At 75.8% G+C, this 7,028-nt stretch carries 10 protein-coding genes; 5 read left to right on the top strand and 5 right to left on the bottom strand.

Annotation, left to right across the window (positions count from 1 at the left end; all coding sequences use genetic code 11):
• Both AC0CYZ_RS27215 and AC0CYZ_RS27210 read right to left on the bottom strand, forming a co-directional pair.
• Positions 1-549, bottom strand: a 549-nt coding sequence (locus AC0CYZ_RS27215) for an amidohydrolase family protein (RefSeq protein ID WP_472221197.1), incomplete at its 3' end; no start/stop codon positions are given.
• 75 nt (positions 550-624) lie between these two features.
• Positions 625-1,623, bottom strand: coding sequence for an RNA polymerase subunit sigma-70 (locus AC0CYZ_RS27210; protein ID WP_472221195.1), 999 nt, complete (start codon positions 1,621-1,623; stop codon positions 625-627).
• Positions 1,624-1,739: 116 nt separating this feature from the next.
• Between AC0CYZ_RS27210 and AC0CYZ_RS27205 the strand changes: the two genes are divergently transcribed.
• Entirely contained in the window at positions 1,740-2,360 is a 621-nt protein-coding gene (locus AC0CYZ_RS27205) for a dihydrofolate reductase family protein (protein ID WP_472221193.1), read from the top strand.
• Here the strand turns inward: AC0CYZ_RS27205 and AC0CYZ_RS27200 are convergent.
• The gene (locus tag AC0CYZ_RS27200; protein WP_472221191.1) at positions 2,294-2,509 is read right to left on the bottom strand and encodes a hypothetical protein; all 216 of its coding nucleotides are present in this window, start codon (positions 2,507-2,509) and stop codon (positions 2,294-2,296) included. The two genes, AC0CYZ_RS27205 and AC0CYZ_RS27200, sit on opposite strands and share 67 nt — an antisense overlap.
• A 105-nt stretch (positions 2,510-2,614) precedes the next feature.
• On the opposite strand from AC0CYZ_RS27200, the gene AC0CYZ_RS27195 reads away from it, so the two are divergent.
• From AC0CYZ_RS27195 to AC0CYZ_RS27185, 3 genes are all read left to right on the top strand, one after another.
• Positions 2,615-2,842 carry a hypothetical protein gene (locus tag AC0CYZ_RS27195; protein ID WP_472221189.1) on the top strand — a complete coding sequence of 76 codons (228 nt, stop codon included), beginning with the start codon at positions 2,615-2,617 and terminating at the stop codon, positions 2,840-2,842.
• Between the two features lie 32 nt (positions 2,843-2,874).
• The gene (locus tag AC0CYZ_RS27190) at positions 2,875-3,174 is read left to right on the top strand and encodes a hypothetical protein (RefSeq protein ID WP_472221187.1); all 300 of its coding nucleotides are present in this window, start codon (positions 2,875-2,877) and stop codon (positions 3,172-3,174) included.
• Between the two features lie 62 nt (positions 3,175-3,236).
• A complete protein-coding gene (locus tag AC0CYZ_RS27185) occupies positions 3,237-4,034 on the top strand; it encodes an inositol monophosphatase family protein (RefSeq protein WP_472221186.1) in 798 nt (265 codons plus the stop codon).
• A 26-nt stretch (positions 4,035-4,060) separates the two neighbouring features.
• Here the strand turns inward: AC0CYZ_RS27185 and AC0CYZ_RS27180 are convergent, their stop codons facing one another.
• Entirely contained in the window at positions 4,061-4,531 is a 471-nt protein-coding gene (locus tag AC0CYZ_RS27180) for a hypothetical protein (RefSeq protein WP_472221184.1), read from the bottom strand.
• A gap of 120 nt (positions 4,532-4,651) precedes the next feature.
• Between AC0CYZ_RS27180 and AC0CYZ_RS27175 the strand changes: the two genes are divergently transcribed.
• Positions 4,652-5,593, top strand: a complete 942-nt coding sequence (locus tag AC0CYZ_RS27175) for an aldo/keto reductase (RefSeq protein ID WP_472221182.1) — start codon at positions 4,652-4,654, stop codon at positions 5,591-5,593.
• Positions 5,594-5,610: 17 nt separating this feature from the next.
• Here the strand turns inward: AC0CYZ_RS27175 and AC0CYZ_RS27170 are convergent, their stop codons facing one another.
• Positions 5,611-6,996, bottom strand: coding sequence for a type I glutamate--ammonia ligase (locus tag AC0CYZ_RS27170; protein ID WP_472221180.1), 1,386 nt, complete (start codon positions 6,994-6,996; stop codon positions 5,611-5,613).
• Positions 6,997-7,028 lie beyond the last annotated feature (32 nt).

The following is a 7,028-nucleotide window of genomic DNA, read 5'->3' as shown; positions in this document are numbered from 1 at the left end:
CATCGGGTCGGAGTAGCGCAGCTTGATGCCCCGCCCGCCGGGCAGCCCGGCGCCGATCCCGGTCTGGCCGGTGTGGAACAGCGCCGGGACCCCGAGCTCCTCGATCGCCGCGTAGAGCGGGTAGAAGCGCACGTCGTTCGGCTCGAACGCCTGCAGGCTGGGGTGGAACTTGAAGCCCCGGACGCCGTGCTCGGCCACGAGCCGCCGGGCCCGCGCGACGGCGGCCTTCCCGGTGTGGGGGTCCACCGAGCCGAACGGGATGAGGACGTCGGCGTGCGCCGCGGCCCGGTCGGCGATCTCCTCGCTCGAGAGCGGCGGGTGCCCGGTGCCCGACGGCGCGTCCACCGTGAAGATCACCGCCGCGGTGCGCCGGGCGCGGTAGTGCTCGGCGATGGCCTCCACCGTCGGCGTCCGGTCCTGGTCGGCGCGGAAGTACTTCGCCGAGGCGTCGAGCAGCTCCTGGTCCAGCGCGGTGCAGCCGTGGCCGTCCTGCTCGACGTGCACGTGGACGTCGATCGCGTCGAAGGCGTCCGGGTCGGGTGTGGTCACGGGGCGTCCTCGGGGTCGGGTGCCGGCGGGCGGTTCACGATGCTGGATCCTCTCGCCCGGGACGTGGTTGGGGGCTCACCGGGCCGGGAGTGCCGCCGGCAGCCCGACGGCCGGGAGCACGGTCGCCTCGAAGCGGGTCATCGCGGCGATCCGGTCGCCGCGCAGGCGCAGGACGTAGAACCCGACGCCGGGACGCGGACCCTCCGGGGTGCGCAGATAGGCCCCGAGGGCCGGCTGGCCGTTGGCCGCGGCCGGGACGAGGTCGAAGCGGCGGCCCGCGTCGAAGAGGCCGGCGCAGAAACGCACCACGACGTCGCGACCCTCGTACTCGTGGGGCATCGGCGGCATGGACATGAAGACGTCGTCGGTGAGCAGGGCGACCAGCGCCGCGACGTCCGCGGTCTCCCACGCCCGGACGAACCGCGTGACGACCGCGGCCTCGGCGGCGGACCCGCGGGCGGGCGGCGGCTCGCGGTCGGCCGACCACCGCGCCCGCAGGCCGGCGCGGGCGCGCTTGAGGGCGCTCTTCACCGACTCCGTCGTCGCGCCGAGCATCTCGGCGACCTCGTCGGCCCGGAACGCGAGGACGTCGCGCAGGACGAGCACCGCGACCTGGCGCGGCGGCAGGCGCTGCAGGGCGGTGACGAACGCGAGGGAGACCGTCTCGCGCCGCTCGTGACCGGCCTCGGGTCCGTCCGGGGCAGCGTCGGGGAGGGGCTCGAGCCAGGGCACCTCGCCGAGCCGGGTCGGCCCGGGCGGCTCGACACCGGGCACGTCCCAGCCCGCCGCGGGGCGGCGCGCGGCCGTGCGGCGGGCGTTGAGGCAGCGGTTCGTGGCGATCCGGTAGAGCCAGGTACGAAGCGACGCGCGGCCCTCGAACCCGCCGAGGCCCTGCCAGGCGGCGAGCAGGGTGTCCTGCAGGACGTCCTCGGCCTCGGTGGCCGAACCGAGCATCCGGTAGCAGTGCACGAGCAGCTCGCGCCGGTACGGCCCGGTCAGCTCCGCGAACGCGGCGCCGTCCCCCGCCCGCGCGCGGGACAGCACCTCGCCCGCCACCTCACCGTCCCCGTCCACTCCGCACCTCCGCCGGGTACCGACACCGCCGCACCCCCGGAGGAGGCGCCCCTTCCGGCCGGCCCGCGGTGTCCACCCGGGTGCACGTCGTCCGCACCGCAGCGAGGAGGCCCGCCATGGGAAGGATCGTCGTCAGCGAGAACGTGACGCTGGACGGGGTCGTCGAGGACCCGACCGGGGAGGAGGGCTCCGCCCGCGGCGGGTGGTTCCTCCGGATGACCGACGCCGACCGTGAGGCGTGGGCGGCCGTCGGGCAGGCCGAGGCCCGGGACGCGGCGGCGCTGCTGCTCGGCCGGCGCAGCGACGCGTCCTTCGCGGGGCGCTGGCTCGTGCGCACGGGCGCGTGGGCGGACCGGCTGAACGGCATGCCCCGATACGTCGTGTCCGCGACGCTGTCCGAACCCCGGTGGGGGCCCGGGACGGTGCTGGCCGGCGAAGTGGTGGCGGAGGTGTCGGCGCTGCGGCGGCGGGTCGAGGGCGACATCGTCGTCTACGGCAGCATCCGCCTGGTGGGCACGCTGCTGGCCCACGACCTCGTCGACGAGCTGCGCCTCACCGTGCACCCCGTCGTCGCCGGGGCCGGGACGCGCCTGGTCGAGCAGACGGCGGCGACGCGGCCGTGGAGCCTCGTCGAGGCCCGCGCCGTCGGCACCGGCCTCGTCCTGCTCACCTACCGGCCGGACCGCACCGCCGGGGACTTGGAGCTCTCCCACAGCTCGCCGCCGGTGAGCACGTAGACGAACGGCACGACCGGCACGAGCGCGAGGACGGCCCAGACGATCTTCGCGGTGCCGCTGAGCTCCGGGCGGACGATCAGGTTGAGCCAGACGAGCACGACCGCGATCGGGTGCAGGAAGCACACCAGGAGCTCGGCGATCTTCTTCATCGAGGGCTCCCGAGGCGGGGGGCGGCCTGGACGACGGCCCGGTGCGGCGAGGTTAGCGACGAACGCGGGTACGGCCAATGGTGTCGCCGCGGCTACCGTGGCCGGGTGGACGACTTCCTGGGACCCGGCGCGCACCGCGGACGGGTCCGGCCCGAGGAGCGCCGCCGCTACCAGTTCGGCCTCGGCTTCAACCTCGTCGCGGGCATCATCTGGCTCGTCATGTACATCGCCACCGGCGCCTGGTACTTCGCGGTCCTGCTCGCCGTGTGCGCGGTGATCGCGGGGATGGCCGGGTGGGCGCTCGTGGCGCTCCGCTCCGGCTCCGGGCCGTAGCCCAGCTCCGCGGTCCTGGAATGATGCCGCCCATGACCCAGCACCCGGACGCCGACGAGCTGCCCGGTCCCGACCCGGCCGCCGTCCACGAGCGGTCGGTCGCCGTCATCCGGGCCATGGACGCGGGCGACCTCGAGGGCGTGGGGGGCCTGCTCGGTGAGCTCGCGGGCCCGGAGGAGTTCGCGGCCCAGGTCGTGAGCCTCGCGAGCCTGGCGCGGCTGCTGCTCGACCAGGTCCCGCAGACCGGTCCGGAGAACGACGAGGCCCGCGTCGCGGTCCTCGAGGAACTGGCCCGCGTCCTCGTCGCCGCCGAGGCCCACGACGCGCCCTGAGCGAGGCCCAGCTCTCACCCGCCACCCGGCGCGCGCCCGACGTCGTAGGCGAGGATCGGGGGGTGAGCGCAGCGGACGTCCTGACCCCCGGCAGCCCCGCGACGGCCGAGGACGCCGCCCTCGCCCGCGAGCTCGCCGGGGCGACCGGTGAGCTGCTGAGCGCGCTGCGCGACCGCACCCGGCCGGGCCGGGACCGCGAGTACACCGGCGACGCCGACGCGCACGACTTCCTCGTCCGCGAGCTCGCCCGCCGCCGCCCCGACGACGCCGTGCTCTCCGAGGAGGGCACGCTCGATCCCCGCGGCTGGCGCGGGGCGCACCGGCTGTGGATCGTCGACCCGCTCGACGGCTCGAGCGGCTTCGGTCGCGGGACCGAGGAGTGGGGCGTGCACGTCGCGCTCGTCGTCGACGGCCGGCTGGCCGCGGGTGCGGTGGCGGTGCCGGGGATGGACGCGCTGGTCGACTCGGCCACCGTCGAGCCCGTGCCCGACGACGCGCTGGCCCCCTCGACCGAGCACCCCGGCCGGGACGCCCTCGCCGTGACGGTGAGTCGCTCGCGACCGCCGGCCGAGCTCCGCGCCGTCGAGCGGGCCTTCGACGTCCGGCTCGTGAAGCGGTCGGCGGCCGGGGTGAAGATGATCGCCGTGCTGCGCGGGGAGGCCGACGTCTACCTGCACTCCGGCGGGCAGTACGAGTGGGACAACGCGGCGCCGATGGCGGTCGCGATGGCGGCCGGGCTGCGCGCGACCCGCATCGACGGCTCCGAGGTGCCCTACGGCCAGGACGACCCGTACTCCCCCGACCTGCTCATCGCCCGCCCGAGCGTGCACGCGGCGGTCCTGGCGGCGCTGCGGGGCTGAGCCGCGGGCCCGACGCCGGGCCGGGCTCAGTGCCGCCGCAGGGTGACGAGCTCCTCGAGGACCTCCACGACCTCGTCGGCGTCGGCCACCCGGCGCACGCCGTCGTCGTCGGGGTCCTCGTCGTCGTCGACGAGCACGCCGATGTCGTCGGGGCCCAGGCCCGACAGCGAGTCCGGATCGGTGTCGATGACGAGCGCGACCCCGCCGACGCTGCGGCGCAGGGCAGCGAGCTCGTCGGGGCCGCAGTGGTGCAGGCCGCCCTTGGACCCCGAGAGGAACATCAGCTCGGCGACCTCGTCGGGCGGACGCCGGGAGACCACGGCCACCGTCGTGCCCGGCAGCGCCAGCAGCACGTTCAGCGCCTCGGACGACTGCTGGATCGCGCGGTCGTCGCCGTCGGGCGACAGCGCGCCGTCGAACCCGCAGGCGACCAGCAGCGTCGGCTCCTCACCGAGCCCCGCCATGTCCGCGAGCAGCTCCTCGACATCGGTCTCCACGCCGCCTCCTCGCCCCGGGCCGATCCCGCGGCGGGACGCTGCCACGACGACGTGGCACCGGCCAAGATCCGCGCCCGGGGTGCAGGGTCTGCCCGCGGCCGGCTGGGGTACGCAGGAGACATGACCTCCCCCGACCTGCCCACCGGCCTGTGCCTCGGCGGCAACGTGTTCGGCTGGACCGCCGACGAAGCCACCTCGTTCGACCTGCTCGACGCGTTCGTCGACGCGGGCGGGCGCATGATCGACACCGCCGACAGCTACATGGCCCGCGCGGAGGGGCTCTCGGGCGGCGAGTCCGAGACGGTGATCGGGCGCTGGCTGGCGCGGCGGGGCCGGCGGGACGACGTCGTCGTCGCCACCAAGGTCGGGTCGTGGGCCGAGCGCAAGGGCCTGGCCCCGGACAACATCCGGGCCGCGTGCGACGACTCGCTGCGTCGCCTGCAGACCGACCACATCGACCTCTACTACGCCCACCGCGACGACTTCGACACCCCGCAGGAGGAGTACCTCGCGGCCTTCGACGAGCTCGTCCGGGCCGGCAAGGTCCGCGCGATCGGGGCGTCGAACTTCGAGGCCGACCGGCTCGCCGGCGCGCTGGAGCTCTCCGACAAGCACGACCTCGCGCGGTTCGCGGCCGTCCAGCCCCACTACAACCTCGTGGAGCGCGCCTACGAGGCCGAGCAGGCGCCGGTCGTCGAGCGCGAGGGCCTCGTCTGCTACCCGTACTTCGGCCTGGCGAAGGGCTTCCTGACCGGCAAGTACCGCCCCGAGGGCGGCGACGTCGACACGGGGGCGGCCAGCGGCACGATGGCGAACGCCCGGGCCGAGGGCGCACGGAGCTACCTCGACGACCGCGGGGTGGCGCTGCTCGGGGTGCTCGACGAGATCGCCGCGGCCCACGACGTGCCGGTCGCCGCGGTCTCGCTGGCGTGGCTCTCGGCGCAGCGGACCGTCGCCGCACCCATCGCGAGCGCCCGCACGCTCAGGCAGCTGCGCGAGATCCTCCCGACCCTGCACCTGCAGCTCTCCGACGACGAGCTCGGGCGGCTGACCCGCGCCTGATCCCGCGGCGGTACAGCTCAGTAGCGCCATCGCCAGGCGGCGAGGACCTCCTCGGTCTCCATCTCCAGCGCCCACGCGGCGTCCGCGCGCCGCACGGCCAGGAACGCGCCGAGGAGCTCCTCTCCGAGCACCCCCGCGATCCGCGGGTTGCCCGACAGGGCCTCCTCCTGCTCGGCCTGGCTCGACGGGAGCTTCGCGATCCCGGCGGCGGCGCGCTCCTTCTTCTTCCAGGTGCCCGGGTCCTCACCGACCGGCGCGGGCGGCACGAGGTTCTCCTCCACGCCCGCGACGCCGGCCGTGAGCACCGCGGCGAGCGCGAGGTACGGGTTCGCCGAGGCGTCGGAGACCTTCAGCTCGAGGTTGGCGTGGTCCTCGCCCAGGAGCGTCGAGCCGGGGACGTAGCGCAGCGGGGCCTCACGGTTCTCCACTCCCCAGAAGGCGTAGGCCCCGGCGAAGAACCCGGGCCGCAGGCGCGCGAGCGAGCCCACCGACGGCGCCGTCACCGCGGCGAGGGCGGGCAGGTCGCGCAGCAGGCCCGCGATGTAGGCGCCCCCGGCCGTGCCGCGCGGCCCCTCCGCGCTGCCGGCCAGGAGATTCTCCCCGCCGCGCCACAGCGAGGTGTGGACGTGCCAGCCGTTGCCCGCCCCGGCCAGGGTCGGCAGCGGCGCGAACGACACCCGCAGCCCGTGGGCCTCGGCGGCCGCGAGGACGGTCTGGCGCGCGAGCAGCTGCTGGTCCGCGGCGCTCACCGGGTCGGTCGCGGCGAGGGAGAGCTCGACCTGGGCGGGCCCGTACTCCGCGTGCACCTGGCCGAGTCGCAGGCCGTTGGCGTCGGCGTCGCGCATGACCGCGGCGACGAAGTCGTCGATCGGGAGGAGCGCGTGGGGGCTGTAGGCGGGCCCGGAGTGGGCCGGGACCAGGGTGTCGGCGTCGTCGCCGTCCTGCGGCGGCTCGTAGACGCCGAACTCCATCTCGTAGCCGACGAGCGCGGAGTACCCGGCCTCGTCGAGCCGGGCGACGGTGCGCTCGAGCACCGAGCGCTGGTCGAACGGCCACGGCCCGCCCTCGGCGGTGACCTGCACGCCCGGGGCCCAGGCGAACGCCGGCTGGCCGGCGAGGCGGGTGATGCGGTCGAGCCGCGGGACCAGCCGGAGGTCGCCCGACGGCGTCGTGAGGCCCGGCGCGTCGAACGTGATGGCGTCGTTGGTGTCGAAGACCGCGAACAGCGTGGTGACGCCGACCCCGGTCGCGGCCACCTGCGGCAGCGCCGCGACCGGCACGGTCCGCGAGCGCGGGATGCCGTTGTTGTCCGCCCAGGCGATGATCACGCCGACGACCCCGTCGGCGGCGAGGGCCGCGGCGAGCTCCCGGCCGCGTTCGCGCGCGTCCTCCACTGCGGTCACGGTCCCCCACCTCTCGTCGCACGCAATCGGCG

It is taken from the genome of Actinomycetospora sp., assembly GCF_055612215.1.
The sequence above is the reverse complement of the archived record's forward strand: the minus strand, read 5'-3'. Positions and strand labels throughout refer to the sequence as shown.